This window comes from Mycolicibacterium vulneris, assembly GCF_002104765.1.
GTDB classification, from domain to species: Bacteria; Actinomycetota; Actinomycetes; order Mycobacteriales; family Mycobacteriaceae; genus Mycobacterium; species Mycobacterium vulneris.
This window is the reverse complement of record NZ_NCXM01000032.1, coordinates 13,038-39,881: the sequence shown is the minus strand read 5'-3', so window position 1 is coordinate 39,881 and position 26,844 is coordinate 13,038. Positions and strand designations below refer to the sequence as shown.

Annotated in this window: 25 protein-coding genes and 4 pseudogenes; 15 read left to right on the top strand and 14 right to left on the bottom strand. The window is 66.9% G+C overall.

From position 1 onward, the window contains the following. Positions 1-251 precede the first annotated feature (251 nt). On the top strand, positions 252-1,349 hold the full coding sequence (locus tag B8W69_RS24575) for an NAD(P)H-dependent amine dehydrogenase family protein (protein ID WP_085292323.1): 1,098 nt from the start codon (positions 252-254) through the stop codon (positions 1,347-1,349). Positions 1,350-1,372: 23 nt separating this feature from the next. Continuing rightward, a complete protein-coding gene (locus B8W69_RS24570) occupies positions 1,373-2,575 on the top strand; it encodes a MalY/PatB family protein (protein WP_085292322.1) in 1,203 nt (400 codons plus the stop codon). A gap of 34 nt (positions 2,576-2,609) precedes the next feature. On the opposite strand, the gene B8W69_RS24565 is transcribed toward B8W69_RS24570, so the two are convergent. Beyond that, positions 2,610-3,338, bottom strand: a complete 729-nt coding sequence (locus B8W69_RS24565) for a DUF2652 domain-containing protein (RefSeq protein ID WP_085292321.1) — start codon at positions 3,336-3,338, stop codon at positions 2,610-2,612. Positions 3,339-3,449: 111 nt separating this feature from the next. On the opposite strand from B8W69_RS24565, the gene B8W69_RS24560 reads away from it, so the two are divergent. Then, entirely contained in the window at positions 3,450-4,355 is a 906-nt protein-coding gene (locus B8W69_RS24560) for a haloalkane dehalogenase (protein WP_085292320.1), read from the top strand. A gap of 7 nt (positions 4,356-4,362) precedes the next feature. On the opposite strand, the gene B8W69_RS24555 is transcribed toward B8W69_RS24560, so the two are convergent. Together B8W69_RS24555 and B8W69_RS24550 are read right to left on the bottom strand one after the other, a co-directional pair. After that, positions 4,363-5,394: an amidohydrolase family protein gene (locus B8W69_RS24555; RefSeq protein ID WP_085292319.1), complete on the bottom strand. Its 1,032-nt coding sequence runs from the start codon at positions 5,392-5,394 to the stop codon at positions 4,363-4,365. Between the two features lie 29 nt (positions 5,395-5,423). Then, positions 5,424-5,663: pseudogene (locus B8W69_RS24550) on the bottom strand (VOC family protein); the annotation flags it as partial. Positions 5,664-5,681: 18 nt separating this feature from the next. Between B8W69_RS24550 and B8W69_RS24545 the strand changes: the two are divergent. Beyond that, a pseudogene (locus tag B8W69_RS24545) lies at positions 5,682-6,059 on the top strand (4-hydroxy-2-oxovalerate aldolase family protein); the annotation flags it as partial. Here the strand turns inward: B8W69_RS24545 and B8W69_RS24540 are convergent. Further along, complete coding sequence (locus B8W69_RS24540) at positions 6,049-6,777, bottom strand: 3'(2'),5'-bisphosphate nucleotidase CysQ (protein ID WP_085292350.1); 729 nt, start codon at positions 6,775-6,777, stop codon at positions 6,049-6,051. The pseudogene B8W69_RS24545 and the gene B8W69_RS24540 sit on opposite strands and share 11 nt — an antisense overlap. Before the next feature lie 172 nt (positions 6,778-6,949). On the opposite strand from B8W69_RS24540, the gene B8W69_RS24535 reads away from it, so the two are divergent. Further along, positions 6,950-7,516 (top strand): hypothetical protein, encoded by a 567-nt coding sequence (locus B8W69_RS24535; RefSeq protein WP_085292318.1) that lies wholly within the window; start codon positions 6,950-6,952, stop codon positions 7,514-7,516. 25 nt (positions 7,517-7,541) lie between these two features. Here the strand turns inward: B8W69_RS24535 and B8W69_RS24530 are convergent, their stop codons facing one another. Next, complete coding sequence (locus B8W69_RS24530) at positions 7,542-8,717, bottom strand: thiolase family protein (RefSeq protein ID WP_085292317.1); 1,176 nt, start codon at positions 8,715-8,717, stop codon at positions 7,542-7,544. Between the two features lie 148 nt (positions 8,718-8,865). Between B8W69_RS24530 and B8W69_RS24525 the strand changes: the two genes are divergently transcribed. The 3 genes from B8W69_RS24525 to B8W69_RS24515 all read left to right on the top strand — a co-directional run bounded on the left by B8W69_RS24525 (position 8,866) and on the right by B8W69_RS24515 (position 11,415). Further along, positions 8,866-9,996 (top strand): NDMA-dependent alcohol dehydrogenase, encoded by a 1,131-nt coding sequence (locus B8W69_RS24525; RefSeq protein WP_085292316.1) that lies wholly within the window; start codon positions 8,866-8,868, stop codon positions 9,994-9,996. Between the two features lie 29 nt (positions 9,997-10,025). After that, the gene (locus B8W69_RS24520; RefSeq protein ID WP_085292315.1) at positions 10,026-10,418 is read left to right on the top strand and encodes a DoxX family protein; all 393 of its coding nucleotides are present in this window, start codon (positions 10,026-10,028) and stop codon (positions 10,416-10,418) included. A 100-nt stretch (positions 10,419-10,518) separates the two neighbouring features. Then, positions 10,519-11,415 carry a DMT family transporter gene (locus tag B8W69_RS24515; RefSeq protein WP_110882045.1) on the top strand — a complete coding sequence of 299 codons (897 nt, stop codon included), beginning with the start codon at positions 10,519-10,521 and terminating at the stop codon, positions 11,413-11,415. Here the strand turns inward: B8W69_RS24515 and B8W69_RS24510 are convergent. After that, positions 11,364-11,785: pseudogene (locus tag B8W69_RS24510) on the bottom strand (bleomycin resistance protein). The gene B8W69_RS24515 and the pseudogene B8W69_RS24510 sit on opposite strands and share 52 nt — an antisense overlap. A gap of 68 nt (positions 11,786-11,853) precedes the next feature. Here B8W69_RS24510 and B8W69_RS24505 point away from each other — a divergent pair. From B8W69_RS24505 to B8W69_RS24495, 3 genes are all read left to right on the top strand, one after another. After that, positions 11,854-12,603, top strand: a complete 750-nt coding sequence (locus B8W69_RS24505; protein ID WP_085292314.1) for a sensor domain-containing protein — start codon at positions 11,854-11,856, stop codon at positions 12,601-12,603. A 192-nt stretch (positions 12,604-12,795) separates the two neighbouring features. Then, positions 12,796-14,130 (top strand): magnesium transporter MgtE N-terminal domain-containing protein, encoded by a 1,335-nt coding sequence (locus B8W69_RS24500; RefSeq protein ID WP_085292313.1) that lies wholly within the window; start codon positions 12,796-12,798, stop codon positions 14,128-14,130. Further along, positions 14,127-15,812, top strand: coding sequence for an NRAMP family divalent metal transporter (locus B8W69_RS24495; RefSeq protein WP_085292312.1), 1,686 nt, complete (start codon positions 14,127-14,129; stop codon positions 15,810-15,812). The genes B8W69_RS24500 and B8W69_RS24495 overlap by 4 nt, the downstream gene beginning before the upstream one ends. Here B8W69_RS24495 and B8W69_RS24490 read toward each other — a convergent pair. Next, entirely contained in the window at positions 15,802-16,824 is a 1,023-nt protein-coding gene (locus B8W69_RS24490) for a TIGR03617 family F420-dependent LLM class oxidoreductase (protein WP_085292311.1), read from the bottom strand. The two genes, B8W69_RS24495 and B8W69_RS24490, sit on opposite strands and share 11 nt — an antisense overlap. 200 nt (positions 16,825-17,024) lie before the next feature. On the opposite strand from B8W69_RS24490, the pseudogene B8W69_RS24485 reads away from it, so the two are divergent. Together B8W69_RS24485 and B8W69_RS24480 are read left to right on the top strand one after the other, a co-directional pair. Continuing rightward, positions 17,025-17,198, top strand: a pseudogene (locus tag B8W69_RS24485) (excalibur calcium-binding domain-containing protein); the annotation flags it as partial. 66 nt (positions 17,199-17,264) lie between these two features. Next, the gene (locus B8W69_RS24480) at positions 17,265-17,480 is read left to right on the top strand and encodes a hypothetical protein (protein ID WP_085292309.1); all 216 of its coding nucleotides are present in this window, start codon (positions 17,265-17,267) and stop codon (positions 17,478-17,480) included. An 11-nt stretch (positions 17,481-17,491) separates the two neighbouring features. Here the strand turns inward: B8W69_RS24480 and B8W69_RS24475 are convergent, their stop codons facing one another. Continuing rightward, on the bottom strand, positions 17,492-17,707 hold the full coding sequence (locus tag B8W69_RS24475; RefSeq protein WP_085292308.1) for a hypothetical protein: 216 nt from the start codon (positions 17,705-17,707) through the stop codon (positions 17,492-17,494). Positions 17,708-17,774: 67 nt separating this feature from the next. Further along, entirely contained in the window at positions 17,775-19,712 is a 1,938-nt protein-coding gene (gene htpG / locus B8W69_RS24470; protein WP_085292307.1) for a molecular chaperone HtpG, read from the bottom strand. Positions 19,713-19,815: 103 nt separating this feature from the next. On the opposite strand from htpG, the gene B8W69_RS24465 reads away from it, so the two are divergent. After that, complete coding sequence (locus B8W69_RS24465) at positions 19,816-20,436, top strand: TIGR03085 family metal-binding protein (protein ID WP_085292306.1); 621 nt, start codon at positions 19,816-19,818, stop codon at positions 20,434-20,436. Positions 20,437-20,509: 73 nt separating this feature from the next. Here the strand turns inward: B8W69_RS24465 and B8W69_RS24460 are convergent, their stop codons facing one another. The 3 genes from B8W69_RS24460 to B8W69_RS24450 all read right to left on the bottom strand — a co-directional run bounded on the left by B8W69_RS24460 (position 20,510) and on the right by B8W69_RS24450 (position 23,769). Continuing rightward, positions 20,510-22,042, bottom strand: a complete 1,533-nt coding sequence (locus B8W69_RS24460; protein WP_085292305.1) for a class I adenylate-forming enzyme family protein — start codon at positions 22,040-22,042, stop codon at positions 20,510-20,512. 18 nt (positions 22,043-22,060) lie between these two features. Further along, positions 22,061-22,903: a thioesterase family protein gene (locus tag B8W69_RS24455; protein WP_085292304.1), complete on the bottom strand. Its 843-nt coding sequence runs from the start codon at positions 22,901-22,903 to the stop codon at positions 22,061-22,063. Between the two features lie 137 nt (positions 22,904-23,040). Continuing rightward, positions 23,041-23,769 (bottom strand): VIT1/CCC1 transporter family protein, encoded by a 729-nt coding sequence (locus tag B8W69_RS24450; RefSeq protein ID WP_085292303.1) that lies wholly within the window; start codon positions 23,767-23,769, stop codon positions 23,041-23,043. Positions 23,770-24,057: 288 nt separating this feature from the next. Here B8W69_RS24450 and B8W69_RS24445 point away from each other — a divergent pair, with 288 nt between their 5' ends. Further along, on the top strand, positions 24,058-24,759 hold the full coding sequence (locus B8W69_RS24445) for a chitin-binding protein (protein WP_085292302.1): 702 nt from the start codon (positions 24,058-24,060) through the stop codon (positions 24,757-24,759). Between the two features lie 98 nt (positions 24,760-24,857). On the opposite strand, the gene B8W69_RS24440 is transcribed toward B8W69_RS24445, so the two are convergent. Both B8W69_RS24440 and B8W69_RS24435 read right to left on the bottom strand, forming a co-directional pair. Then, positions 24,858-25,493: a class I SAM-dependent methyltransferase gene (locus tag B8W69_RS24440; protein ID WP_085292301.1), complete on the bottom strand. Its 636-nt coding sequence runs from the start codon at positions 25,491-25,493 to the stop codon at positions 24,858-24,860. After that, positions 25,490-26,422 (bottom strand): class I SAM-dependent methyltransferase, encoded by a 933-nt coding sequence (locus B8W69_RS24435; protein WP_085292300.1) that lies wholly within the window; start codon positions 26,420-26,422, stop codon positions 25,490-25,492. The genes B8W69_RS24440 and B8W69_RS24435 overlap by 4 nt, the downstream gene beginning before the upstream one ends. Between the last annotated feature and the right edge of the window lie 422 nt (positions 26,423-26,844).

Below are 26,844 nucleotides of genomic sequence, written 5' to 3'. Positions count from 1 at the left end.
CAGCGGCAACCGCCCCGAATTGTCGCTCGGAGGCGCGCAAAACGCCGGTCGGCCATCACAGCTGCACCCTAACCTAAAATTTGTTCGTTAAGATAGTGCCCGCTTTCCTAAATCCTTGACCGGGTGGATTCGCGGCGGTAGTTTCCAAGTCGAACGTCGGGTCACAACGGCCGCCGCCGTCCACGTAAGTGCAACGGCCGCCCCGGCTTTCGTCGTGTTGCGCCACGCGCACGCACCCGAGGAGGAAAACGATGACGGCTCATCGCGTGGCGGTGTGGGCGACGGGTGGCATCGGCTCGATCGCCATCCGCACGATCCAGCGACGCCCCAATCTGGACCTGGTAGGCGTGTGGGTGCACTCGGACGACAAGGTCGGCAAGGACGCGGGCGAGCTGGCCGGCGGTGAGCCGATCGGCCTGAAAGCCACCAACGATGCCGACGCGCTGATCGCGCTCAAGCCCGACTGCGTCATCTATGCGGCCAGCGGTCCGGAGCGGGATGCGCTGGCCATCCCGGATTACGTCAAGCTGCTCGAAGCCGGGATCAACGTCGTGACCACCAGCACCACCCGATTGGTCAACCCGCACGCCTACGAGCCCGCGCAGTGGCGCGACCAGCTGGTCGCCGCGGCCAAGCACGGCCAGGTGTCGCTGTACGCCTCCGGGATCGAGCCGGGCTTCGCCGCCGACTATCTGCCGCTGGTGCTGTCTACCCAGTCGTCGTCGATCGACAAGATCCACTCCTTCGAGATCGGCCTGTACGACGACTATGGGGTTCCCGACATCATGAGCGACGCGCTGGGCTTCGGCCGTCCGCTCGACTACCAGCCCTGGATCAGCTACCCGGGTGCCATCGCCGGCGAATGGCAGGGGCAGATCCGGTTGATCGCCGACGCGTTGGGAATCGAAGTCCAGGAAGTGCGCGAGGGTTTCGACCGCGTCGTCACCAACCGGACGCTGGAGGTTGCGATGGGCACCGTCGAGGCCGGAACCTGCGGCGCGCTGCGGATGCAGGCGATCGGCGTGGTCGACGGCCGGGAGGCGATCGTCATCGAGCACGTCACCCGGCTCGCGCACGACGTCGCCCCCGACTGGCCCACCGGGATCGGCGATCTGTCCTATCGCGTCATGATTTCCGGCGATCCGGACATCGACTGCACGCTGGCCGCGACGCTGAAGGATCCCGCCAAGGCCGGCATCGGCGGGATGACGTCCGGGGCGGGCGCCATGGTCGCCACCGCGATGCGCGTCGTCAACGCCGTGCCGTATGTCGTTGCCGCCCAGCCGGGATTGCTGAGTTCGGTAGATCTTCCGTTGACCATCCCGCAGAAAGCGTTTGTCGGGGGGTAGGTCGCGCCGGTTAGTCTGCGGGCGTGACGGTTAATCCGCTCGAGGAATTGACGCTGCAGCAACTGCGGGTTCGCACCAGCATGAAATGGGGCGCGCACCCCGCCGACGTGCTGCCGCTGTGGGTCGCCGAGATGGACGTCAACCTGGCACCGACGGTGGCCGAAGCACTGCGGACGGCCATCGACAACGGCGACACCGGATATCCCTGCGGAACCGCGCTGGCGGAAGCGGTCAGCCTATTCGCCGCGCGACGCTGGCAGTGGCACGACCTGGAAGTGGGCCGCACGGCGCTGGTTCCCGACGTCATGCTCGGCGTCGTCGAGGTGCTGCGCCTGCTCACCGATCGCGGCGACGCCGTCGTCATCAACCCGCCGGTCTACGCGCCGTTCTACGCATTCGTCGCGCACGACGGACGTCGCGTCATCGAGGCGCCCCTCGCCGATGGGCGAATTGACTTGACCGCCTTGGAGAATGCCTTCGTTCGGGCTCGCGCAGGCGCCGGAAAGGGCGCGAAGGTCGCCTATCTGCTGTGCAATCCGCACAACCCGACCGGATCGGTGCACACCGCCGACGAACTCCGCGCGGTCGCCGAGCTCGCCCGGCAATTCGGCGTGCGGGTGGTGTCCGATGAGATTCACGCCCCCGTCATTCTGCCGGGATCGCGGTTCACTCCCTTCCTCACCGTTGCGGGCGCCGAGAACGCCTTCGCCCTGATCTCCGCGTCGAAGGCCTGGAACCTGTCCGGCCTGAAGGCCGCGCTGGCCATCGCCGGACCCGAGGCCGCCGCCGACCTGAACCGGATGCCGGAGGAGGTCAGTCACGGACCCAGTCACCTCGGTGTCCTCGCCCACGCCGAGGCGTTTCGGAGCGGCAGCGATTGGCTCGACGCGACCCTGCGGGGCCTGGACGAGAACCGGACACTGCTGGGCGAGTTGGTCGCCGAGCACCTTCCCGGCGTGAAATACCAATGGCCGCAAGGCACTTACCTGGCGTGGCTGGATTGCCGGGAGCTCGGCTTCGATGAAGAAGCCGCCGACGGCCTTGCGGTGGTTGCCGATCTGTCCGGGCCGGCCCGCTGGTTCCTCGATCACGCGCGGGTAGCGCTCAGCTCCGGCCACGTGTTCGGCACCGGCGGAGCCGGACACGTGCGCTTGAACTTCGCCACCTCGCGAGCCATTCTCACCGAGGCGGTCTCGCGGATGGGACGGGCCCTGGCCGACGCTTGATCGCGGACCGGCGCGGCGCCGCAGTGGTTTTCGGCTATGCGGTGACTTCCTCGGCACCCCGGCCCAGGTTGCGGAACCCCTGGGCGGGCTCCTTCATGCCGAGCGTGAAGGGCAGGCTGTCGAGTTCGAACCTCGTCGTCGCGCCGAGTCGGCGGAAAAAGCTGCGCCGCGGCACCGCAACGGGAACCTGCACCGCCGCAAGGTCGATGTAATGCGTCGACGTTTCTCCGATGCCATCGAAGACGTGCACCAACGGCATGCAAAGCTCGCGCATCGGCTGGTCGAGGCAGGCCGCGACGGGATCAGTCATCAGCACGTATTCGGCAACCGGCACCATGTTTTTCAGCATTCGGTGCACCAGAATGACATCGAAGCCGGCCAGCTCGACGTGGCGTTTCACCTTCTGATCCGCCACCTCGCCCACGTGCACGACGAACTTGAGCGACAGCTTTTCCAGCTGTTCGCAACTCGCGCACTCGCAGGCGATGTCATTTTTCATCCGCTCGCGCCGCTCCAGGAACGACGTGCGCATCCGTGACAGGCGGTCGCACACCACCTCTTTGGCGTGGCTGTCCGGCGCCCAGAAGAACGCGGCGTCACCCTCGAGTTTGGCCAGCTTCAAACCCTTGCCCGCGTTGATGACCGACTCCAATAGGCCCGCAACCGTCAGCTGGGCATGGGCAAGATGCGTCCGGTTCCACTGCATGTAATGCGTGTACCCGCCGATGTCGGCTATGAGCAGAACCGCGCGCCGAATTGCCATGAGCAAGCCAGTTTAATAGCCCGTGGCGCCCGGCTCAATGAATCTCCTACTAGACGAATTCGCGCCGGCGCGAGAGGCTAAGAGAGGTGCCGGTTCACCGGAGGAGCTGATATGCATGTGCTGCGAACCCCGGACTCCCGATTCGAAAACCTGGAGGACTACCCGTTCGTTGCGCACTACCTTGACGTAACCGCGAGCGACACGCGGCCGCTTCGCATGCACTATCTGGACGAGGGCACGATCGAAGGGCCGCCGATCGTTCTGCTGCACGGCGAGCCGACGTGGAGCTATCTCTACCGCACGATGATCCCGCCCCTGACCGACGCCGGGAACCGCGTGCTCGCCCCCGACCTGATCGGTTTCGGCCGTTCGGACAAGCCCAGCCAGGTCGAGGATTACACCTACCAGCGCCACGTGGAGTGGGTGATCTCGTGGTTCGAGCATCTCAACCTCAGGGACGTCACGCTGTTCGTTCAGGACTGGGGATCGCTGATCGGGCTGCGCATCGCCGCCGAGCAGCCCGACCGCGTCGGGCGGCTGGTGGTGGCCAACGGTTTCCTCCCCACGGCGCACCGGCGGACCCCGCCGGCCTTCTACGCCTGGCGCGCCTTCGCGCACTACTCCCCCGTCCTGCCCGCCGGCCGCATCGTCAGCGCCGGGACGGTTCGCCGGGTGCCGTCGAAAGTCCGGGCCGGCTATGACGCGCCCTTCCCCGACAAGACCTATCAGGCCGGGGCCCGCGCGTTTCCGCAGCTGGTTCCCACCTCACCCACCGATCCGGCGATTCCGGCCAACAGGAAAGCCTGGGATGCCCTCGGCCGCTGGGAAAAGCCCTTCCTCGCCATCTTCGGAGCCCGCGACCCCATCCTCGGGCAGGCGGACAGCGCCCTGATCAAGCACATCCCCGGCGCCGCGGGCCAGCCGCACGCCCGCATCAACGCCAGCCACTTCATTCAAGAGGACCGCGGACCCGAACTGGCCGAACGCATCCACTCGTGGCAGCAGGCCTGGCTCTGAGCGCCCGTCAGCGGGTGTTGACCAGCCGTACGACCCCACGCATGACCGCCCGGCTGGCGCCGCGGCGCAACTTGTCGAGCGCCGCGCCGGGCTTGGGCGGCGCAACCGCGCCGAGCCGCGGAAACAGCGGGAGCGCGTTGTCGCGCTCAATCGCCGCGCGGGCGTCCGGGCGCAGGCCCGGGTAGGTCTCCAGGCCGGCGGCGAAGAGCTTCCCGGCCGCCACCGGCGCGAAGGGCCAGTCCGAGCCGAAGGTCACGTGGCCGGGCTTGGCGAACGCCAGCAGGCTCGGCAGGGCGGCGGCGCTCGAGGACAGCGCGGTGTCGAAGTAGAAGCCGGCGAAGTCATCCAGGCTGTCGCCCGGGCTGCGTCCGGTGTCGCCCATGATGCTGACCGCCATCCGGTGCGAGGCGTAGGGGACGAACCCACCCGCGTGGCTGAGGATGAACTTGATGTTCGGGTATCGACGGCAAATGCCATTGCGCACAAGCAAATACGCGGCGCGGGTGGTGTCGAGCAGGAAGTCGACGGCAAACGGCGCGATCCCGTCGATCACCGGTCCGGGCAACTCGCCGGGATGGATGAACGCCACCGCCGAGCGCGCGTCCAGCGCGGCGAACAGGTCGTCCTGACCGTTTTGCCCGAGGTAGGTCCCGGCGCTGTTGGCGAGCAGCACCACTCCGTCGGCGCGCAATTCGTCGAGCGACCTGGCGGCCTCGTCGACGGACTCGCGCAGGTGCGGCATGGGAAGGGTGGCGAAGAATCCGAACCGGTTGGGTTGGTCGGCGACCAGGCCGGCGAGGTAGTCGTTGAGGTCGCGGGCCAGCGAGGCCGCGTCGGCCGCGCGGGGCAGGAACGCGGTGCCCGGCGTCGACACCGAGAGTATTGCGGTGGCGACGTTCAATTCCGCCATGGTCTGCAGCGATCCGTCTGGGCTCCACTTCGGCAGCGCCCGTCCTCCCGCTTCGTCAATCCTGGCTTTTTGCAGCATGTCTCGATAGAACGACGGGATGGCGTGGTGGTGAGTGTCGATTCGCGACATGTGCGCGTTGCTCCTCTTCACGTGGGTGATCAGCGGTCTGAAATTCCCGCTCCGGCGAGCGCGGGAACGACGTCCTCCTGGTGCACCAGTGACACGGCGCCGATCTTGAATTGGTTGAGTTTGTCGATGATCGTTTGTCCCTCTGGAGTGTGGCCCCAGATGCTGATGCCGCGATAGTTGGTGGGTTGCCAGGTGGCCTCGTCGACCACGATCGGATTCCAGCCGACCTCCCACTCGAATCCGGACGGTGTGACGGCGTAGAAGGACAGTTACCTATCGTTGGTGCAGGCATGGGCGCCGGTGCCGGCAACGCGCCGCTGGAGGTGTTCATCGCCGCGGCCACCCGACTCGGCTGGGATCACGGCTGCGACCCCCATCGACTGCAGGACGCCGCCGACGATCTCGTCCGGCCTCTGCAAGACCGGCCCGTCCGAGTTGACCGTGAAACCCTGACCCTTGGCTATGCAGGCGTCTACTCCAGCTTCCTCCGCCACGCGGAGGCTGCCGGAGCGCGATTCAACATCGATGCCCGAACGCTGCTCGAAGAGGCCGGCCGGCGCGGCATGGTGGGCGGCCAGGAAGACATGCTCGTCGACATCGCACTCGACCTCACTGGGTCGCATAAACTGCTCACCGCCCGACCGGGCGGTGGCGTCAGCGCGTAACCGCGAGTACGGCTTCCGCCAGTTCGGGCCGGCAGACCACGAGATCGGGCAGCTTCGGGTCGGGTTGGTTGTACGCCAGCGCGGACCCGTCAATGCGAGAGGTGTGCAGCCCCGCGGCCCGTGCCACCGCCACCGGCGCGGCGGAGTCCCATTCGTACTGGCCGCCGGCGTGCACGTACACATCGGACAACCCTTGGACGATCGAGGCGACCTTGGCTCCGGCCGAACCCATTTCCACCAGGACTCCGTCCAGCGCGTCCCGCACGTTCAACGCGACGGCCGGTGGACGGGTGCGCGACACCACGATGCGCGGCTTGCCGGGCGCGGCAGGTGGCGACTCCATGCCGGGAGTCGCCAGCGTGATGCCCTGGGCCGGTAGCGCCACGGCGCCGGCAACCAGCTCGCCGGACTCCCAGAGTGCGACGTGCACCGCCCAGTCGTCGCGTCCCAGCTCGGAGAATTCCCGCGTGCCGTCCAGTGGATCGACGATCCAGACGCGGTCCGAGCGCAACCGCCCCGGGTCGTCGGCGCCCTCTTCGGACAGCACCGCGTCTCCGGGCCGCTCGGCGGCAAGCGCTTCCATCAAGAAGTCGTGGGATCGCTTGTCCCCCGCGGCTTTCCGGTCACTCGCTTCCGCGTCGGCGAACTCTTCCCGCACCCCGAGCAATAGCCGACCGGCGTCGGTGGCCAACCGTGCGGCCAGATCATGGTCATTCATCGGCAGCTCCACGGAATCCTCAATATGTTGGTAGTGATGACCAACTTTACCCTGTCACCCCCGTCGGCGGGCACCACCCCGGCGGAAGAGTTTCACCCGTAATCTGGTGATTGTGAGCGGCAACGCCAACGTCCCGTTATTGAGGCGGCTGCGGCACACCTCGCGGGGGCGATTGATCGGGGCCGGCATTGTCGTGGCGGTGGTACTGGTCGGGGTCCTCACCGTGGTGGGCGTGCAGCTGACCCACAGTCAGCAGAGCGCGACGGCACCCAACACCCAGCCGGCGCCGTCAGCGCCGGAGAGCTTCGCCATCCCGGGCTGCTACAACCCGTCCGTCCCGCCCGTCGCGCGGCCGAAGCGGCTCAACGTGTTGGGCTGCGCCAGTGTGGCCGTTGCGTTGCAGGACATGTCGTGGAGTTCCTGGGGACCCCAAGGCGCCGACGGGACCGGCACGGCGGTGTTCAAGCTCTGCGATCCGAATTGTGCGGCGGGATCCCAGCTGACCGAACCGGTGGTCGTGCACGCGTGGAATCCGCAGCAGCCGCGGCGGGAGGCCATCTGCCAGGTCGGCCTGGAAATTTTTGCCGACATGATTCTGGCCTTCCCCAAAGGCACTCCGCCACCGAACGTGCAGAAGATGAACACGCAGTACAACGGAGCGCCGGCCGTGCACTTCGCCAATTACTCGAGCGGCGACACGCGTGGCACGCAATTCATCGGCTACACGTTCTGCAACTAGCCGGCGCGAACTACGTTGCGGTGGCTCACACCTCGATGACGACAGCGCCGCCCTGGCCACCGCCGGCACACATCGCGGCGACGCCGATGCCGCCGCCGCGGCGGGCGAGCTCGTAGACCAACGTAGTCACCATGCGCGCACCCGAGGCCGCGATAGGGTGACCGAGGCTGCAGCCGCTTCCGGAGAAATTCACCTTCTCCTCGTCAATGCCGTATTCGCGGCACGCCGCGATCGGGACGGACGCGAACGCCTCGTTGATCTCCCACAGCGCCACGTCGCCGGGCGACAGACCGGCCCGCTGCAGCACCTTCCCGATGACCTTGACGGCGCCGAGGCCACAATCGCGGGCCGGTACGCCCGCTGCGGCCCAGGCCTTGACGGTGCCCATGACGTTGAGCTTGTTGGCCGCGGCGTAATCGCGATCGACCAGGGCCACGCCTGCGGCGGCGTCGTTGGTGCCACTGCTGTTACCCGCTGTGATCGAGAAGCCCTCGATTTCGGGGTGCAGCACCTTGAGGCCGGCGAGCTTCTCGACGGTGGTGTCGCGACGCGGATGCTCGTCGACGGCGAACTCGGTGACCGAGCCGTCGAACTGGGTGATCTTCAGCGCCAGGATCTCATCGACGAACTTGCCGGCGTCCTGGGCGGCAACGGCGCGCTGATGCGAGCGGGCCGCCCAGGCGTCCATCTCCTCGCGCGTGATGCCGACCGCCTGCGCGGTGTTCCAGCCCACCGTGATGGACATGTCCTTGGCGGGTGCGTCCGGCGTCTCCACGTGCGTCGGCGGCATCCAGCGCTCCTCGAACTTCAGCTCGGGGCCGGGAATCCGCCAGTTGGTCAGTGGTGTCATCGACAGCGACTGCACACCACCGGCGATGAGCACGCGCTCCATGCCGGAGCCGATCTGCGCCGCGGCGTTGCCGATGGCCGTGAGGCTGCCCGCGCAGTGCCGGTTGACCGACTGTCCTGGAACGTGCTCCAGGCCCGTCGCGGTCGCCGCGTAACGCGCGAGATCTCCACCGCCGTAATGGGATTCGGCGAAGATGATGTCATCGATGTCGGCGGGGTCGATGCCCGACCTGCGGACCACCTCCGGCAGCACGGCGGTGATCAGGGTCTCGGGCGGCGTGTTGACCAGCGTGCCCTTGAACGAACGGCCGATCGCGGTCCGGGCGGCTCCGACGATGACGGGTGTTCCCATGTTCTCAACCTCGTTGTTGTGGGCGGTCAGACACCGCGAATCGTATCAAATACTGTATAGGCAATAGTAATGGTCTAAATTCAGAAGGCCGGGCTCGTGTGACGGCGCTAACAATTAAGCGGTTCGGGTAAACACGGAGGCCAAGCCGTTGAAGACCAAAGGTGCGCTGGTCTGGGAACTGAACGAGCCCTGGTCGATCGACGAGATCGACATCGGCGACCCCCGCCGCGGCGAGGTGACCGTGCAACTGGAAACGGCCGGGTTGTGTCACTCCGACCACCATCTGATGACGGGCGACTTCCCCATCCCGAGTTATCCGGTGCTGGGCGGTCACGAGGGCGCCGGCATCATCATCGAGATCGGCGAGGGCGTCGAACACCTGGCCGTCGGCGATCACGTCGTCATGTCCTTCATCCCGTCCTGCGGGAAATGCACACCATGCCAGACGGGACTGCGCAACCTGTGCGACCTCGGTATGGGTCTGCTGTCGGGTCAATCCGTCTCCGACGGATCGTTTCGCGTCACCGCAGGGGGCCGCGACGTCATCCCGATGTCGCTGCTGGGCACCTTCGCGCCGTACGTGGTGGTGCACCACACCTCGGTGGTCAAGATCGACCCGTCGATCCCGTTCGATGTGGCCTGCCTGGTGGGCTGCGGGGTGACCACGGGCTACGGCTCGGCGGTGCGCAGCGCGGCGGTCTCGCCGGGTGAAGACGTCGCGGTCATCGGCATCGGCGGCGTCGGCGTCGCCGCCCTGCAGGGTGCCCGCATCGCCGGGGCCCGGCGCATATTCGCCGTCGATCCCTACGAATGGAAGCGCGAGCAGGCGCTCAAGTTCGGCGCCACAGCGGCTTTCGCGGACGTGGGCAGCGCCGCGGCCAGCATCGCCGAGACGACGCGAGGGTTCATGTGCCACAAGGTGATCGTCACCGTGGGCCACGTGGAGGGCAACGACGTCGAGTCGTGGATGGGGCTGACGGCCAAGGGCGGGGTGTGCTGCCTCACCGGCATGGCCAGCGTGTTGGCCAACGAGGTCACCCTCAACCTCGCCGGACTTTCGCTGTTGCAGAAGAGCTTGCAGGGCAGCATCTTTGGTGGTGGAAACCCCCAGTACGACATCCCGGCGATTCTCGAGCTGTACAAGCTGGAGCAGCTCAACCTCGACGATATGGTCACGCGCGAATACACCCTCGAGCAGATCAACGACGGCTATCGCGACATGCTCGAGGGCCGCAACGTTCGCGGCATCATCCGCTATACCGATGCCGACCGCGCGTAAGCAGTCGCCGCAATGGGCACAATGACTTCATGACCATCAGACCCGTCCCTGGCCGTGACACCACCCAGCAACTCGCCTACCGTGTCGCGGCGATGCTGCTCGGCATCGGCACCCTGCACTTCGTTGCGCCCAAACCGTTCGACTCCATCATCCCGGTCGAGCTGCCGGGAAGCCCGCGGCTCTACACCTACGGGTCGGGCGTCGCCGAGCTGGCGATCGGGGCACTGCTGGTGCCGCTGCGCACCCGGCGGGCCGCCGCGCTGGCCGCCGTCGCGTTGTTCGTCGGCGTCTTCCCCGGCAACGTCAACATGTGCCGGTTGTGGTGGGACAAGCCGTGGCCGATGCGGATCGTCGCCCTGGCCCGGCTGCCGCTGCAGATTCCCCTGATTACCACCGCACTCAAGATCCGGCGCAACAGCTGACGTCGGCCCGCCGCCGGCGGAGACGTCCGGCGCGCGCGACCATGATGCAAACCGGTTGCGCCACAAGCGGAATTCCCCACCAAGCGCATGGGAGGTCCTCGTGAGCAGCACAGCCATCGCCGCAGTGCTCGCGCTGGCGGCCGCGCTGATGGTCGGCGCCGGCGACGTCGTCCAGCAGCGATCCGCTCAACAGGTCACGGATAAGCCCGTCGGTACCTTCGCCCTGTTCCGCCGGCTGCTGCGCGACCGGCAATGGTGGACTGGCAGCCTGGTGGCCGGCGCCGGGTTCGGGTTCCAGGCCGCGGCCCTGGGCCTGGGCTCGGTGGTGCTGGTGCAGGCGCTGCTGGTCACGTCGTTGCTGTTCGCATTACTTATCAACGCGAGGGTGAACCACCGCAGAATCACACGCCAGCAAGGCATTTGGGCCGTCTTGCTTGCCGTCGCGGTCGCGGTGGTGGTGACGGTCGGCAATCCCCAGCAAGGGACGCCGCGCGGGTCGGTGCAGACATGGACCATCGTGGCGCTGGTCATGGGGCCCGCGCTGATCCTGTGCGTGATCGGCGCGCGGATGTTCCCCGGTTCGGTCGGCGCGCTGCTGCTGGGCCTGATGTCCGGCTCGCTGTGGGGACTGTTTTCGGTGTTGACCAAGGGCGTGGTGGACCAACTCGACCGCGGCATCCCGGCCGTGTTGCGCGCGCCCGAGTTATACGTGTGGGTGGTGCTCGCGATCGCGGCCACCGCCTGGGAGCAGTCGGCGTTTCGGGCCGGCCCGCTCACCGCGTCACTGCCGGCCGTCACCGTCGCCGAGCCCATCGTCGGCTCGGTGCTCGGCGTCACCGTGTTGGGTGAGACGCTGCGGACCAACGACCGCGGCTGGGTGGCCTTGGGCTTGTCGGTGGGCCTGATGGCGACGGCGACGGTGGCGCTGGCCCACAGCCAGGCCAGCTATGCCCCCTCCTCTGACGAAAAGCGTTCTCCCGCAACGGAGAAGGCCTGACGTGAACTCCGCCGCCAACCGACGCGGTGCGTGGTGCCGTCGGGATCGACGTAGGCGAATTCGCGCAAAGCGTAGGGGGTGTCGTGCGGGGCGACGAGGCGGCCATCGAGGTCTTTCACGCCGCCCACTCCGCGTAGAGTGCATCGGCATCACTGACGTAGAAGTACACGCAGGCGGCCGCGCGCAGCGAGTCGTGCTCGGCCCATTCGGTGAGGTGGATCGACACGGGCCCGCGATCGACGAATCCGTACCGGTCCGGGCCTTCGTATCCGCGGGCGTCGAAGCCGGGCCGGCGATACCGGCCGAGCGCAACGTCCAAATCCCGAACCGGGACGATCGGAGAGACCCAGGTGAAGTCGACTGCGGACACTCAGCGTACGTAACCTTTAACGCCGATCTCGCTCGCGAACGTCGGGTGCCGTCGTATGCTCCATGCGCATGAGGAGCCGGCTGATCGCGGAAGTTGTCATTGCTACCGCCGCAATACTGGTCGCCGGGTGCGGCGGTGCCAAAGGCGGCAGCGCTTCACCGTCTGCCACCACCACGACGGCTTCGTCGAAGACCCCCTTGGCGCAGGGCGCGCTGCCCGACCTCATGCTCTCGCCGAACGACATCGACACCGCGCTCGGTGCCACGGGAACGTCGAGCGATCCACCGATCACCAAGCTGTTGGAAGACCCGTTCAAGCGCGAGGACTACACATTCCCTGCCGAATGTCGGTACACCGTGCACGCGGCGTTGGCGTCCGTGTACGCCGACAGCGGCAGCACCGCGGTCTACGGCTATCACGACGAGGCGCCGGCGCCCCCGGGAGCGGATCAACTGGAAAGCCCTGAGGTATACCAGGTTGCGGTGCTGTTCCCATCCCCCGAGCAGGCGAGCGCGTTCTTCACAACGTCGGCCCAGCGCTGGCCCGCCTGCGCCAACCGTCAGGACACCGTGCCCGCCGCCGATGGCAAACCGGAACTTCAGTGGAAGGTGGGCCAGGTTTCCAACGCCAACGGAGTTTTGAGCGTTCCGGTGACCCTGACCATTGTCGGAAACGGCGCGAGCGTGACCGTACCCTGTCAGCGGGCGCTGACCGTCCGCGACAATGTCGTGATCGATATCGACGCGTGCCGCAAGGACGTCGGGGACCTCGGCGTCACGATCGCCAACCAGATCGCCGGAAAAGTGGACAAGCAATAGGTCGCCACGGCGCGACGAACCCAATAGCCTTCTGCCGTTTACCTATTGGCTGTAGTAATCCGCGTTGGCAGAAGCGTATGCTCTGGGCGCCCGAGACGGTCCAACGATCGACTTCATGCCGTACATGGCGCCGCGACGCTTAATTCGGGTACTTTGGCCGCGGGTTCGGTCGTACCGCCTTGAGGAGGGAAAATGGCCTTATCGGAGAAGGCGTCCAAGCCGCGCGCCGGACAGCAGGTCATCCATCTCTCGCAGTTGTTGCGCGCCCCGGTGTTGGCCCGCGCGGGAGAAACCGTGGGGCGCGTCGAGGACGTGATCGTGCGGCTGCGCGGCGCCGAGGAGTATCCGCTGGTGGCCGGGATCGTGGCCGGGGTCGGCGGACGCCGGGTTTTCATCGGCGACAAATCCATCGACGAATACTCCGCGGACCGAGTTCTGTTGACCAAGAACAAGGTTGACCTTCGTGGGTTCGAACGCCGCGAGGGTGAGGTGTTGTTGCGCACCGATGTGCTGGGCCACCGATTGATTGACGTGGCGACCGTCGAGCTGGTGCGGGCCTACGATGTCGAGCTGGAACAGACCGTCGAGGGCTGGACGGTCACCCGCCTGGATACCCGCCGCCCCCCACGATTGTTCGGGCTGATCAAGCATTCGGGCGGGCACGCGTCCCGCGATTGGAAGGCGTTCGAGCCGCTGATCGGCCACGCGCGCTCCGATGCCGTCCGGCGTCTGTCGGATCGGTTCGGTGACCTCAAGGCCGCCGAGATCGCCGACCTTCTCGAGGAAGCGGACAAGGCCGAGGGCGGCGAGATCCTCGATCGGGTGCACAGCGACCCGGAGTTGGAAGCCGACGTCTTCGAAGAGCTGGATCCGGAAAAAGCCAGCCGGCTGCTCGACGACATGCCGGACAGCGAGGTCGCCGCGCTGCTGGGCCGGATGCGCGCCGACGATGCCGCCGACGCGATCGCCGACCTGCGCCAGTCACGGCGCCGCCGTGTGCTCGAGCTGATGCCCGCCCCGCAACGCACCAAGGTCATAACCTTGATGGGGTTCAACCCCGAAAGTGCCGGCGGGCTGATGAATGTCGACTCCGTGACGTGTTCGGCGACCGCCACCGCGGGCGAGGCGTTGGCGCTCATTGCCGCCTCGCGCAGCATCCAGCCGGAAGCGCTGATCAAGGTGCACGTGCTCGATGAGGACGAGCGTCTTGACGGCGTCGTTTCAGTGATCACCCTGTTGCAGGTCGATCCGGCTGAAAAGCTTGAAGCCCTAATGGATTCCGACCCGGTGCGGGTGAACGCCGTCGCGGACCTGACCGATATCGCGCTGCTGATGGCCGATTTCAATCTCTACTCCATCCCTGTCGTGGACGAGCAGGACCGCCTACTCGGGGTGGTGACCGTCGACGACGTGCTGGAGGCGACCATTCCGGAAGACTGGCGCCGCCGCGAGCCCGCGCCACGCCCCATCCGTGAAATCGCCGCCGACGACCGTGAGACACCGCCAACGGGAGGTTCCCCGCAGTGAGTTCCGGCGGCGAGAACACCACCCAGGCCGACGCGCGGGGCGTCGACGTGCCACGCTCGGAGCCGGCACCAACGCGGCGCGCCGCGGTGCTGGACAGCGCCCATCTGGGTGATATCGAGGGCGCGTTCGGACGCATCAGCGTCGGGGAAACCGAGCATGCCCGGACCTGGCGGACGCGGCTGCTGACCCTGCTCGCCATCGTCGGACCCGGCATCATCGTGATGGTCGGCGACAACGACGCGGGCGGGGTGGCCACCTACGCCCAGGCCGGCCAGAATTACGGCTACTCGCTGCTGTGGGTGTTGCTGCTGCTGATCCCGGTGCTCATCGTCAACCAGGAAATGGTGGTACGGCTCGGCGCGGTCACGGGGGTCGGGCACGCTCGGCTGATCAACGAACGCTTCGGCCGCGGCTGGGGCTGGTTTTCGGTCGGCGATCTGTTCCTGCTCAATTTCTTGACCATCGTCACCGAGTTCATCGGCATCAGCCTCGCCGCCGAATACATCGGCGTCTCCAAATACGTCGTGGTACCGGTCTCGGCGGTGGCGTTGGTGGCGATCATGGCCAGCGGCAGCTTCCGTCGATGGGAGCGGGCCATGTTCATTTTCATCGCGGTCACTCTGCTGCAGATCCCGATGCTGCTGATGTCGCAGCCGCAGTGGGGTCACGCAGCGAAGTCGTTTGTGGTGCCGAGCATTTCGGGCGGCATCAGCTCGGACGCGGTGCTGCTGATCATCGCCATCGTCGGCACCACCGTGGCGCCGTGGCAGCTGTTTTTCCAGCAGTCCAACGTCGTCGACAAGCGCATCACCCCCCGGTTCATGGGGTATGAACGCGCGGACACCGTGCTGGGCGCCTTCGTGGTGGTGGTCGGTGCCGCCGCGCTGGTGATGACCGGTGAGTGGGCGGCGCGCTCCACCAACACCATTGGCGGCTTCACCGACGCCGGCGCCACGGCGCATCTACTCGGCGCGCACCGTCCGATACTCGGCTCGATCTTTGCCATCGTGCTGATGGACGCCTCGATCATCGGGGCGGCCGCGGTGACCCTGGCCACCAGTTACGCCTTCGGAGACGTGTTCGGCCTCAAGCATTCGCTGCACCGTGGCTTCTCCGACGCAAAGCAGTTCTACCTGTCCTACACCGCGATGGTGGCGCTGGCCGCGGTCATCGTGCTGATTCCGGGCGCCCCCCTGGGGTTGATCACCACCGCGGTGCAGGCCCTCGCCGGCCTCTTGCTGCCCAGCGCCAGCGTGTTTCTGCTGCTGCTCTGCAACGACCGAGAGGTGTTGGGGCCGTGGGTGAATCGGTCCTGGCTGAACTGGGTCGCCGGGCTGATCGTCGGCACGCTGCTGCTGCTCTCGGGGATCTTGATGGCCACCACGTTGTTCCCCAAGATCGATGTCGTGGCCGTCGCCGGCTACCTGACCTTTGCGATGGTCATACTCGTCATCGCGGCCGCACCTGCGCTGCGCTGGATGGCCCGCCGTCAACCCCCGCGACCGGCCCCAGCACTGCCGGCCCGCGGCGTCGACCGCAGCACCTGGCGCATGCCCCCGCTGACGTTGCTCGAGCCCGTGGTGTGGTCGCCTGGCACCCGCCTGGGCATGATCGCACTGCGCACCTATTTGGTGGCCGGGGCGTTGCTGTTGGTGGTCAAGGCCATTCAGCTCAGCCGCTGACCGCTTGTATACGGCGGGCCACCTCGCCGTACCGCTCGAAGCGGTCCTGATCGGCGACGGAGTTGTACATCACCAACCGCGTCGCCGTTCCGGCGTATTTCGCGGTCAGCGCGTCGGCCAGCCCGTCCCAGGTCGACTCGGTGGCGAAGACCGCGATGTGATCGTCGCTGACCTGTGCCGCCATCCCGGCGTAGTCTCCGGCCTTCTGCTTCTCGCGGATCCGAGCGGTCGTGCCCTCGAAACCCGCCTCGTCCCAGATGAACGCGTAGTTGGGTGTGCTGCCGTAGAAGGCCATGCTGGCGCGCACGATCTCGCGCTGCTGGTCGCGCTCTTCGTCGGTATCGCCGGCGATCGTCATGACGGGCACAATGATCGCGATGTCCGACGGTGAACGGCCCGCTTTGGCCGCGCCTTCGGCGACCGTCGGCACCACGTGCCGGGCCAGGTAGCCCGGTTCGCCGATCGGGTGGACGTGAACACCGTCGGCCACTTCGCCCGCCATCCGCAGCATCCACGGATTGACCGCTGCGATATCGACTTTGGGGTCCGGAGCGTCGATGGGTCCCGGACTCCACTGCGGGGTGATGAAGTCGAGATCGTAGAAGTCGCCGTGGTGGTCGAGCGTCCCGGAGCGAAACGCCGCGAAGCACGCCTTCACGGCGAGCAAGTAGTCGCGCAGCCTGGGCCCGGGCCGCTCGAAAGCCGTGCCGTAGCGCCGCACCACGTGGGTGCGCACCTGGGTGCCCAGGCCCAGCCGGAACTTTCCCTTGGTGGCCTCCTGCAGTTCCCACGCCGCGGCGGCGGTCACGAACGGACTGCGCGGAAACGCGACCGCGACGCCCGTCGACAATTCCAGATCCGGCGCGGCCTGCGACGCCACGGCGGCATTCAGGTATGCGGTGCGGCCCGTCTCGGTGAACAACAGACCGGAGAACCCAGCGGATTGGGTCCGCCGCGCAAGATCACCGATTTGGCCGAGCGGCTGGGGAATCGTCATCGCGTCGACATGCATGGTGGGAGCGTACGTCGAACGTCAGAACGCTCTGCGGGCCGCGTGAGCCTCTTGCCCAATGGCCGCCTCAGGGTGTTAGCTCTGTAGTCGTCAGCAACCATCGCTATTTCGCTAACAGGAGGCCTCCGAACGTGCTTCGTGGATTGTTCATCGTTGGAGCAATCGCTGTGGGAATTGCGGGGATGCCCGTGGCGCAGGCCGCTCCCCCGACGACCACAACCTCGCCGTCGCCGACGAGCGGTGGCAGCGCCTACTACCCCAACTGCAGGGCGGCGTGCGCCGCGGGTGTCGCGCCGATTTATCGGGGGCAGCCGGGCTATCGGTCCGCACTTGACCGTGACAACGACGGCATTGCTTGCGAGGTGTGTCACTGAAGTGGGTTGGCGCGTAAGGCGATTCGGTGACAGTCCGTGGCTATGCGCCGTCGCCGGGATCGAGGTGTGTATTTCCAGGATCCGAAGAGTCCGTCCCAACCGGGCGCGGTGACGGCGTTGGTCCGCAAGAAGGACGGCACCGGCGACTCGCTAGACGCCAAGCTCGAGGCCGGCCAACAGGTGCACCGGTTCGAATTTCCGGCCGTCGCTCGCTCCGCGGTGGAAGAAGTCCTGTTCGTCACCGGCACCGGCCGTTGCTTTGTGATCGGGCCGCAGGCCTGAAACCCGGCGAATCAGCGCCGTTTCGGCCGGCGGCTCACCGGCGCGGTGAAGCCTTCGGTGTCATCGAAGAATGCCCATTGCCCGTCGTCGTTGACCTCCATGCGCCAACCCAGCTCGGTGTTGCCGCCAACGGAGTTGACGAACCAGGCGTACGCGGCCTCTGCGTTGGCAAAATTCTTCGTCGCGACGACCCGGCCACGTGGGTCGATAACGCGAAACTCAGGCATGGGATGTAAGTATCCCTGCCAGCGGGTTTTCAATCCCGAAAATCGCCCATTTGCCTGCAATCGCCGGCTACACCGTGCGAGCCAACCGGCCGGCGAGTATCTCGGCAAACCTGGCCGGGTCGTCGAGCGCGCCGCCTTCGGCAAGAAGAGCTGTGCCGTAGAGCAATTCCGCGGTCTCCGCGACCGAGGGATCGTCGCTGCGCTCCTGGTGGGCTTTGCGCAGGCCGGTGACGAGCGGGTGGTTCGGGTTGAGTTCGAGGATCCGCTTGCCCACCGGAATATCCTGCCCGGAAGCGCGGTACATGCGCGCGAGCGCCGGTGTGATCCCGAAGGCGTCGGTGATCAGGCAGGCGGGCGAGTCCGTCAGGCGGGTGGACAGCCGGACCTCCTTGACGTGGTCGGTCAAGGTCTCCTTCAGCCAGGTGAGCAGGTCGGCGAATTCCTTCTGCTGCTCCTCGCGCTCGGCTTCGCTCTCGTCGCCGTCGGCGCTGAGGTCCACCTCGCCCTTGGCGATGGACTGCAGCGGCTTGCCGTCGAATTCCGTCACGGTCCCCACCCAGACCTCGTCGACAGGGTCGGTGAGCAGCAGCACCTCGTAGCCCTTCGCCTTGAACGCCTCGAGGTGCGGCGACTTCAGGATCTGCTGACGCGACTCCCCCGTGGCGTAGAAGATCTGCGTCTGGCCCTCTTTCATGCGCTCGACGTATTGGGCGAGGGTGGTGGCCTCCTCCTCGCTGTGCGTCGAGGCGAATGAGGAGATCTGCAGCAGCGTCTCCTGGTTGTCGAAGTCCGACAGCAGGCCCTCCTTGACGACGCGGCCGAATTGGGTCCAGAAGGTGCGGTAGTCCTCCGGGCGCTCGGATTGCAAATCCTTGATCGTGGAGAGCACCTTCTTGGTCAACCGGCGCCGGATGGCCTTGATCTGCCGATCCTGTTGCAGGATCTCGCGCGACACGTTGAGCGACATGTCCTGCGCGTCGACGACGCCCTTGACGAAGCGCAGGTATTCCGGCATGAGCTCGTCGCAGTCGCCCATGATGAACACGCGCTTGACGTACAGCTGGATCCCGGTCTGGCCGTCCCGGTTGAACAGGTCGAACGGGGCGTGCGACGGGATGAACAACAGCGCCTGGTACTCGAAGGTGCCCTCGGCCCGCATCGCGATGACCTCGAGCGGGTCGTCCCAGGCGTGCCCGATGTGCTTGTAGAACTCCTTGTACTCCTCCTCGGAGACCTCTTCTTTGGGCCTGGCCCACAGGGCCTGCATCGAGTTGAGCGTCTCGGTCTCGATGGTGACGGTCTCCTCGCCGTCCGCTCCTTCTTCGCCGGAGGCGGGCGGTTCACGTCGCTCGACCTCCATCCGGATAGGCCAGGCGATGAAGTCGGAGTACTTCTTGACCAGGCTCCTGATCTTGAACTCCGCGGTGTAGTCGTGCAGCTCGTCCTCGGCGTCCTCGGGCTTGAGGTGCAGGATGACCGACGTTCCCTGCGGGGCGTCGTCGACCGATTCGATGGTGTACGTGCCCTCGCCGCTCGACTCCCATCTGGTGGCGTCGCTCTCGCCCGCCTTGCGGGTGAGCAGTTCGACTTTGTCGGCGACCATGAAGCTGGAGTAGAAACCGATACCGAACTGACCGATGAGTTCCTCGGAGGCCGCGGCGTTCTTCGCTTCGCGCAGTTGCTTGCGCAGCTCGGCGGTGCCGGACTTGGCCAGCGTGCCGATCAGATCCACCACTTCGGCCCGGGTCATCCCGATGCCGTTGTCCCGGACGGTCAGGATGCGCGCATCCTTGTCCACGTCGATCTCGATGTGCAGATCGGAGGTGTCGACGTCGAGATCCTTGTTCCGGAACGCCTCCAGCCGCAGCTTGTCCAAGGCGTCGGAAGCATTGGAGATCAGCTCCCGCAGGAACGAGTCCTTGTTGGAGTAGACGGAGTGGACCATCAGATCCAGCAGTTGCCGAGCCTCTGCCTGAAACTCCAACTGCTCGACGTGCGCGCTCATGAGATTCCCTTCGACAGCATGACGTTTCAAATTTACCGAGCCCGCCGACCACTTGTCCGGTGGACCCGTACTCTTCGGGGGCGACCGGCTCTAGGCTGAACGCATGTCTGCTGCTCAGCGCGAACGTACCGCCCTTGTGGAAACCATGCGCGGTGTCGGGCCGGACGCGCCCACCCTGTGCGAGGGATGGAAGACGCGGGACCTGGCCGCCCACCTGGTGATCCGCGAGTACCGCCCCGACGCGGCGCCCGGCATCCTGATCCCTTTCCTCGCGTCCCATACGGAGAAGGTGCAGAACCAGGTGGCCGAGCAGAACGACTGGGACGAGCTGGTCGGCAAGCTCGCCGCCGGCCCGCCGGTCTACTCGCCGCTCAAATTGCTCGACCCGGTGGCCAATGTTGCCGAGATGTTCATCCACCACGAGGACGTGCGCCGCGCGCAGCCGGGCTGGCAGCCGCGTTCCTTAGAGCCCACCCTGGGCAACATGCTGCGGCGCACCCTGCCGTTGATGGCCCGGTTCACCCTCGCGAAGGTGCCCGGTCGGGTGGCGTTGCGTACCTCAGAGGGCAAGACGGTGCTCACCGCCGGTCGGGGCCCGGCGGTGACGGTGACCGGGGCGCCCGAGGAGCTACTGCTGTTCGCCGTGGGGCGACAGGCGCAGGTCGAATTCGACGGCGATGCCGCGGCGGTGCAGGCCGTCCGCGATGCCCCCAAGGGGCTGTAGGCGTCCGGGCCGCTGACACCATGCTGGCCTCGTGAAACGAGCGAGCGGATGCGCTATCGAGTTCGTGAACCGCTCACCCGAAGGCCTGGCGCAGGTCCTTTTTGATCACCTTGCCGAATTGATTGCGCGGCAAGGTATCGACGACCACCAGGTGCTCGGGGCGCTTGTATCGGCTCAGGCCCCGTGATTGGCAATGTCGCACAAGGGATTCCAACGACACACCGTCGGTCGTCGCGGGTACCACGACGGCGCAGACGCGTTCCCCGGTGCGCGGATCGGGAATCCCGATGACGGCGACATCGGCCACGGCGGGATGGGTGGCGAGCGCGTTCTCGATTTCGAGGGCCGAGATGTTTTCGGCATTGCGGATGATCGCGTCCTTGGTGCGGCCGGTGACGCGGACGTTGCCGTCGGCATCGATCAGGCCGAGATCGCCTGTGCGCAACCAGCCGTCGCTGTCGAACGCGTCGGCGTCAAGTGTCGGGTCGGCGTAGCCGAGGAAGCACTGGGGTCCCTTGAGCCGCAGCTCGCCTTCTTGTCCGGCGCCCAGCTCGACGCCGTGGCTATCGACCGCGCGGACCTGGACCCCGGGTACCGGCGGTCCGACGGTATGGTCGAGCACCTCGGGCGCGGCGGTCAGCGGGGGCGAAGTCGCGCAGGGAAACTCGGTCAACCCCCAGGCGTTGGCGATTCCGGCCAGGCCGAAGGTTTCGCGGACCTGGCGCCCCAGTTCGGCGGTGACGGGTGCGCCTCCGGCCAGGCAGCCCCGGACCGAGGGGAACAGCGGCCGATCACCCTGGGCGCGTTGGGCTTCGAGGAAGGCGACAAAGAATGGCGTCGCGGTGCCCAGGAACGTCGGACTGTGCGCGGCGATGGCCCACGGTGTGGTGGCCGGATCGAACGCCTCGAACAGGGCCAACCGCATGCCGGTCAGCAACGCGGTGGCCAGCATCGCGGCCCCGCCGATATGCGCGATCGGGAAGGCGATCGGATCCACGTCGCTGCTGTTGGCCCCCACCATGCCCACCACCCCCGCCGAGCCGGCAATGATCGACGTGTCGGTGTGACGGATCCCCTTGGGGGCCGCAGTGGTTCCCGAGGAGTAGTAGATCCAGAGAGCGTCGTCGGCGGATGTCGGTGGCGTCGGGAGGGTCTCGGCGCCGGCGCCGGGCAGCCGCAGCTCGCCGGCTGTCGGGGGTGTTGTCAGGTCGAGGGTGATGACCTCGAAGCCGCTGTCCGCCGATAAACCCCGAGCCAGCCCACCGTGATCGAACCCGCGCCAAAACTCGGGCACCACAAAGAATTCCGTGTCCAGCTGGCTGGTGATGAAGCCGACCTCGCGCTCCCGCAGTATTGGGATGATCGGGTTCTGCACCGCACCGAGTCGCGCGAGTGCGGCCATCAGCACCATGGTTTCCAGCGCGGTGGGGAGCTGCCAGGACACGACGGTGCCCGGACGAACGCCTCGTTCGGCCAGCGCGGCGGCGGTCACGCACGCAGCATCGTGCAACTGACGCGCGGTCAGGCTGCGTCCGTACTCATCGGCGAGAAGTGGCCGGCTCGATCCCCGCTGCGCCGCACCGGCAATCAATGCCCAGAACGTCACGCGCCTACCCTTCCGACCTCACCGGGCTGACGGATCGGTGGAGGGCGGACGAAATCCCGAGTGCGCGATCGCGACGGACACGCCGGTGCCGATCGGCCCCTTCGCGTCCACAAGGACCGCCGAGCCGCTGGCCACCCCGTCGTGGCTGTGATGCGTCAGCGAGGCGAGCCCGATGTGGTCGCCGTCGGGCAGTCTGCTGAGCGTGAGCGTGTAGTCGACATTGATGAACTGCAGGGAGTTGGTGCCCCAGTTGGCAATCGAGGCCGTGATGTCACCGGCCATCGCCACGCGGGTGAAGGCGGTGAGCGGTTCGTCGTCGATCAACGGGCGCGTCTCGTGTATCCACGTGTATTTCGGGCCGTCGCTCTGGGGCCAGTCCGGATCGGGGTTCTGCACATCGGCGCCCCAGCCGTAGGTTCGCATGAACAGCGTCGAGTAGGCCTTGTCCAGCGGGATCGGTGGCATCTGCACCGGTGGTGACCAGACGTGCCCCTCGGGCTGCGCGCCGCGCCGCAGAAACAGTGCGCTGGCCTGTGCCACCGGGGCGCCGTCCTGGATGATCACGGTCTCGACCAGCCGCAACCGACGGCGGTCCTGTCGCACCTGCGTGTGCACCTCGAGCGGCGCCAACGCCGTCGGCCGGGGCAGATCGACGGTCAACCGCGCCGGTTGCAGTTGCGGATCCCGAGCCGCATCCTCGACCGCCCACGCCAAGAGTCCGCCGACGACATGGCCGCTGAGCGATGGGCCCCATCCGCCGCGCGCGATTTTGGTTGGCACGAAGTATTTTTCGTCGCGCTCAAAGTACGGCACCGATTCTGCCCATTGGGCTTCGTCCGGCACTATATTGGGCTCGGCCACTGCATGACCCTCCGCGTGATGGGATTCGCGGGCTCTGCTGAGGACCGCAACTGTCGATGTTACAGTTGCACTTCCAGTCACTCGACGCGCACCGCACCGCGATGTTCCGAAGCTCCGAAGCTCCGAAGCTCCGGCGGTCAGCCTAGTGCGGCGCCCACCAGATGACCGATCACGTACGTGACCGCCAACGCAAGACTGCCGCCAATGGCGTTGCGCAGCATCGCGCGGCCCTTCGGCGCCCCGCCCAAACCGGCCGAGACCGCACCGGTGATCACCAACGCGATCAGCACCGCGGCGACGGTAACCGGGACCCGCCACGTGGTGGGCGGAACCAGAATCGCGACCAGCGGCAACAGGGCACCAATCGCAAACGAGAGCGCCGACGAGGATGCCGCCTGCCAGGGGTTCGTCAGCTCCTCGGGGTTGATTCCCAATTCGACCTCGGCGTGTGCGAGCAGCGGATTGTGGTCGGTGAGTTCCTCGGCCACGGTGCGTGCGGTCGCCGGCGTCAGACCCTTCGCCTCGTACAACGCGGCGAGCTCATCCAATTCGGCGACGGGATCTTCGCGCAATTCGCGGCGCTCCTGCCTCAACAGAGCCTTCTCGGTGTCGCGCTGGGTGCTCACCGAGACGTATTCGCCCAGCGCCATCGACACCGCTCCCGCGACAAGTCCGGCGCTGCCGGCGGTCAAGATGGGCGCGCGTTCGGCAGTGGCCGCGGCGACCCCCACGACGATGCCCGCGGTGGAGACGATTCCGTCATTGGCGCCCAGGACGCCTGCGCGCAGCCAATTCAGCTTCGACGACACCGAACCGACGTGGGGTTCGTGGGGATGATGTGACGCCCTCGACACGGGCGCAACCATATAGAGGAAAACCTTGGCCGACTAGCCAACATAGCCTTCCCAAACCGGCCCGCGCGCCGGCTGGAAAACGCCTCGATCCGCGGCAAAAACGCCTGGTGCCCGGGGCGCGGTAGCCGCTGCGCCCCGGCGCAGATGTGTGGCAGACCACCGTTGGGCGCGGCGCCAGCCAAAAGTTCTGCATGGGCGAGTCACAGCTAGTCCATAGGAAGGCTATTTAGCGTCAGGGGTGTAACGGGGGGTGTTCCAAGGAACTTCCTTGCAAAATCCCTAGTGGATAGGTGAAGCATCATGAAGTTGAAGCAACTTGTCGGAGGGGTGACCATCGCCGGAGCGCTCAGCGCTGCGGCCTTGGGAATGGGCGCCGGGTTTGCCAACGCTGCTCCGGGAGCGCCACAGCCTCCGGGTAATCATGGCGGGCCGGCGGCGCCTGGCGGTGGCCACGCGCCCACCGGTCCCAATGATCCGGGCGGTCCCGGCGGTCCCGGCGGTCCGGGCGGCCCCGGCGGACCCGGTGATCACCCCGGTGGCCCCGGTGGTCCTGGTGGCCCCGGCGGTCCCGGTGGCCCTGGTGGCCCCGGTGGACCCGGCGATCACCCCGGTGGCCCCGGCGGACCCGGCGATCACCCCGGTGGCCCCGGCGGACCCGGTGACCACCCCGGTGGCCCGGGCGGACCCGGCGACCACCCCGGTGGCCCCGGCAATCACCCCGGTGCTCCCGGCGGATTCGGTGGACCGGATCCTCACCCCGGTGGCCCGTGGCATGGAGACGCCCAGCGCGGCTACTTCCATGGCGCTCCGTGGGGTGACGGACCCGGACCTTGGGGCGCGGGCGAGCCGCCGCGGCCGGCATGGGATCGACCGCTTCCCCCGCCCGGTGGGCGCTGGGACTACGGCCCGATCAACTACTGGGGCTACCAGGAAACCCCAATCTGGGATCCCGGTTTCAACCAGTGGGGCTTCTGGCTCTTCGGAGTGTGGATCCCGCTGTGATCGATAGCTGACAAGACGCCCGCTTCGCCGATTGGCGAAGCGGGCGTTGTCGGTTGTATGCATTTGGCGCCGAGCGGTATTCGCCCCCGACGCTGCACTCAGCTTTTCGTGCCGACTGTCAACAGGTCGGGCACGAGCGCCGTCCACACCGGTCGCGGGATCCGGTGCTGATCGGTGATCACGAACCCGGCGTTTTCGAACAACGTCCGCATCTCGGGCGCGGACGCGTTGTGTTGCGGCTTCCACCGGGAGTCCGCGGAGGACTGCAGCCGCGGTTGGCGCGTACTGAGCGCGGAGACGGCCACCAGGCCGCCGGGCGCCAGCACCCGATGGAATTCACGCAATGCCGCCGGCTGGTCGAAGAAGTGGAAGGCCGAGGTCGTCACGACGGCATCGAGGGCGCCGTCGTCAAACGGAAGCTGCTCGGCCGGGCCGCGCATCCACTGCACCCGATCCGACCTGGCACGAGCCTGACCGAGCATGCCGTCGGACATGTCGACCCCATAGATCTCGTCAGGCTGCAGTTCACGCTGAATGCGATCACTCAAGATGCCGGTGCCGCAGGCGACATCAGCGATCTTGCGCGCGCCGTGGTTGCGCAGCTGGGCTATCACCTCGTTGTGCGGAGGCCGGTACACCCACTGTTGTAGGAAGGGCAGATCGTATACCGGCGCGAGGAAGCTCCACATTCGCGTGACAGCTTCGTTGAGCCCTCGCCGCTGCGGTGCCGTCATTTGCTCAGCACCGAGCTGTAGTAGATGGTGTCGGCCATCGACACCGAGTCGTTGGTCTGCGGGATCGCACCGAGACCGGACTCGGCCAACAGCTCGGTCATCCGGATGCCGTCCGACTGCCACCCCAGGTTGTCCAGATAGGCGGCGACGTCATTGCGCTCGCCCTGGTAGCCGAGCTCGCCGAACTCCAGGTCGAAGCCATGCTCACGCCATTTCGCGGTGGCCCGTTGTATCATCTCCTGGGCTTTCTCGGTGTCTACCTCCGACATGTCCGGAATAGCTTCGCACGCCAGCCGGCTGCCGTCAGCGCTGAGTGCGGTGATGTTGTCCAGCAGGCGATCTTGCGCCTCCGGCGGCAGGTACCCGAAGAGTCCCTCCGCGATCCATGCGGTCGGCTGGCTCTTGTCAAAGCCAGCTTGTACCAATGCCTTTGGCCAGTCATTGCGCAGGTCGACCGCGACCGTGCGCAGCTCGGCCTGCGGGGCGGCGTCCAGCTGGGCCAGCGTGGCGGCCTTGAATTCGATCACCTGCGGCTGGTCGATCTCGAACACAGTCATGTCGGCCGGCCACGCCAACCGGTAGGCGCGCGCGTCCAGGCCCGACGCCAAAATCACGGCCTGCCGGATGCCGGCCTGCGTCGCGGCTTGGAAAAATGAGTCAAAGAATCGGGTCCGGGCGGCCATCGCGGCGGGCATGTGTTCGAGCTTCCAGCCCGATTCGTGGTCGTCGACGTCGGCGGTCACCAGGTCGCCGGAGACCCAGCGAGTGAAGAAGTCGACCCCGACGGCACGAACCAGCGGCTCGGCGAAGCGGTCGTCGATCAGCGGGTTGTCGGCGTTGGTCGCGATGGCTCGCGCGGCTGCGACCATCGTCGCGGTCGCGCCCACACTGGTGGCCAAATCCCAGGTGTCGTTGTCTGTGCGTGGCATGCGGCTGTTGTCCCCCTCGGAATCACAGGTTACTTAGCCGGTATAACGATTGGCGGGCGGGTGAAGTTCCTACGCCCCGCCTGCCAGCCAGTTCGCCAGCCCGAGCGTCGCCGGTGCCGCAGCTAGACGAGAATTCTTCAGCGTGGTCCTGGACGCCCGGGTCCACCAGGCCCGCCCGGCCCCCCAGGTCCACCGGGTCCACCGGGTCCCCCGGGCCCACCCGGTCCCCCAGGGCCGCCGGGTCCATTGGCGGCCGGGAGCAAGAACACGCATTGATTCAGGTCGACGCTCCAGCCCCAACCGGGAGCGCATTCACCGTCGGCGCGGCCGATCGCCGGCGTGGCGGTCACCGTCACCGGCAACCCGGCCAACACGAAAGCGACCGCGCCGAGCACGCAGCGCCGCACGCAATGTCTCATAGC

What these genes read in the sequence shown, in the direction of transcription:
- B8W69_RS24575 (WP_085292323.1), top strand. Translation starts at nt 252, where the DNA reads ATGACGGCTCATCGCGTGGCGGTGTGGGCGACGGGTGGCATCGGCTCG.
- B8W69_RS24565 (WP_085292321.1), bottom strand. Translation starts at nt 3,338, where the DNA reads ATGGCAATTCGGCGCGCGGTTCTGCTCATAGCCGACATCGGCGGGTAC.
- B8W69_RS24560 (WP_085292320.1), top strand. Translation starts at nt 3,450, where the DNA reads ATGCATGTGCTGCGAACCCCGGACTCCCGATTCGAAAACCTGGAGGAC.
- B8W69_RS24555 (WP_085292319.1), bottom strand. Translation starts at nt 5,394, where the DNA reads ATGTCGCGAATCGACACTCACCACCACGCCATCCCGTCGTTCTATCGA.
- B8W69_RS24540 (WP_085292350.1), bottom strand. Translation starts at nt 6,777, where the DNA reads ATGAATGACCATGATCTGGCCGCACGGTTGGCCACCGACGCCGGTCGG.
- B8W69_RS24530 (WP_085292317.1), bottom strand. Translation starts at nt 8,717, where the DNA reads ATGGGAACACCCGTCATCGTCGGAGCCGCCCGGACCGCGATCGGCCGT.
- B8W69_RS24520 (WP_085292315.1), top strand. Translation starts at nt 10,026, where the DNA reads ATGACCATCAGACCCGTCCCTGGCCGTGACACCACCCAGCAACTCGCC.
- B8W69_RS24505 (WP_085292314.1), top strand. Translation starts at nt 11,854, where the DNA reads ATGAGGAGCCGGCTGATCGCGGAAGTTGTCATTGCTACCGCCGCAATA.
- B8W69_RS24500 (WP_085292313.1), top strand. Translation starts at nt 12,796, where the DNA reads ATGGCCTTATCGGAGAAGGCGTCCAAGCCGCGCGCCGGACAGCAGGTC.
- B8W69_RS24490 (WP_085292311.1), bottom strand. Translation starts at nt 16,824, where the DNA reads ATGCATGTCGACGCGATGACGATTCCCCAGCCGCTCGGCCAAATCGGT.
- B8W69_RS24475 (WP_085292308.1), bottom strand. Translation starts at nt 17,707, where the DNA reads ATGCCTGAGTTTCGCGTTATCGACCCACGTGGCCGGGTCGTCGCGACG.
- htpG (WP_085292307.1), bottom strand. Translation starts at nt 19,712, where the DNA reads ATGAGCGCGCACGTCGAGCAGTTGGAGTTTCAGGCAGAGGCTCGGCAA.
- B8W69_RS24465 (WP_085292306.1), top strand. Translation starts at nt 19,816, where the DNA reads ATGTCTGCTGCTCAGCGCGAACGTACCGCCCTTGTGGAAACCATGCGC.
- B8W69_RS24450 (WP_085292303.1), bottom strand. Translation starts at nt 23,769, where the DNA reads ATGGTTGCGCCCGTGTCGAGGGCGTCACATCATCCCCACGAACCCCAC.
- B8W69_RS24445 (WP_085292302.1), top strand. Translation starts at nt 24,058, where the DNA reads ATGAAGTTGAAGCAACTTGTCGGAGGGGTGACCATCGCCGGAGCGCTC.
- B8W69_RS24440 (WP_085292301.1), bottom strand. Translation starts at nt 25,493, where the DNA reads ATGACGGCACCGCAGCGGCGAGGGCTCAACGAAGCTGTCACGCGAATG.
- B8W69_RS24435 (WP_085292300.1), bottom strand. Translation starts at nt 26,422, where the DNA reads ATGCCACGCACAGACAACGACACCTGGGATTTGGCCACCAGTGTGGGC.